This window comes from Vibrio sp. 1288 (assembly GCF_033344475.1).
On sequence record NZ_JAWPOX010001111.1, the window covers coordinates 1 to 522 of the forward strand.

General features: G+C 45.4%; 1 pseudogene. It reads left to right on the forward strand.

The features are described 5' to 3' along the window. A pseudogene (locus R8O11_RS31175) lies at positions 1 to 350 on the forward strand (pyroglutamyl-peptidase I); the annotation flags it as partial. Between the last annotated feature and the right edge of the window lie 172 nt (positions 351 to 522).

Sequence of the window (522 nt, forward strand, 5' to 3'; positions counted from 1 at the left end):
ATCAGCCAATCGATGAGCCTATCATCGAACATGGCCCGGATGCGTATTTTTCATCTTTGCCAATCAAGCGTATTGCTCAAACGCTGCAAGAGAGCGGTATTCCTTGTCAGGTTTCTAATAGCGCGGGGACGTTTGTGTGCAACCATCTGTTTTATGGAGTGCAGCATTATCTGAGGGACAAATTGATTCGGCATGGATTTGTGCATATTCCGTTGTTGCCTGAGCAAGCGACGGATAGCAACCACCCGTCAATGAGCCTCGATATGATCGTGGCTGGCCTAAAGTTGGTGGCACAAGTTGTCATTGAACACGAAAGCGATGTTGTGGTGAGTGGTGGACAAATTTGTTAGTAAGCTACTGAAATAACTAATAAGTTACTAAGCGTATGTTCTGCCAAATGTTAACTTGCTCAAATTTTGCTTGCTTCGAAAGGAGTAGCATTAGAGTGTCGGATTGAAGGTGTATGACTTTCGTTCGGTGCCCTTGTCACAGGAGGTGTCAGGGGCTTACTCTCAAAAAAGG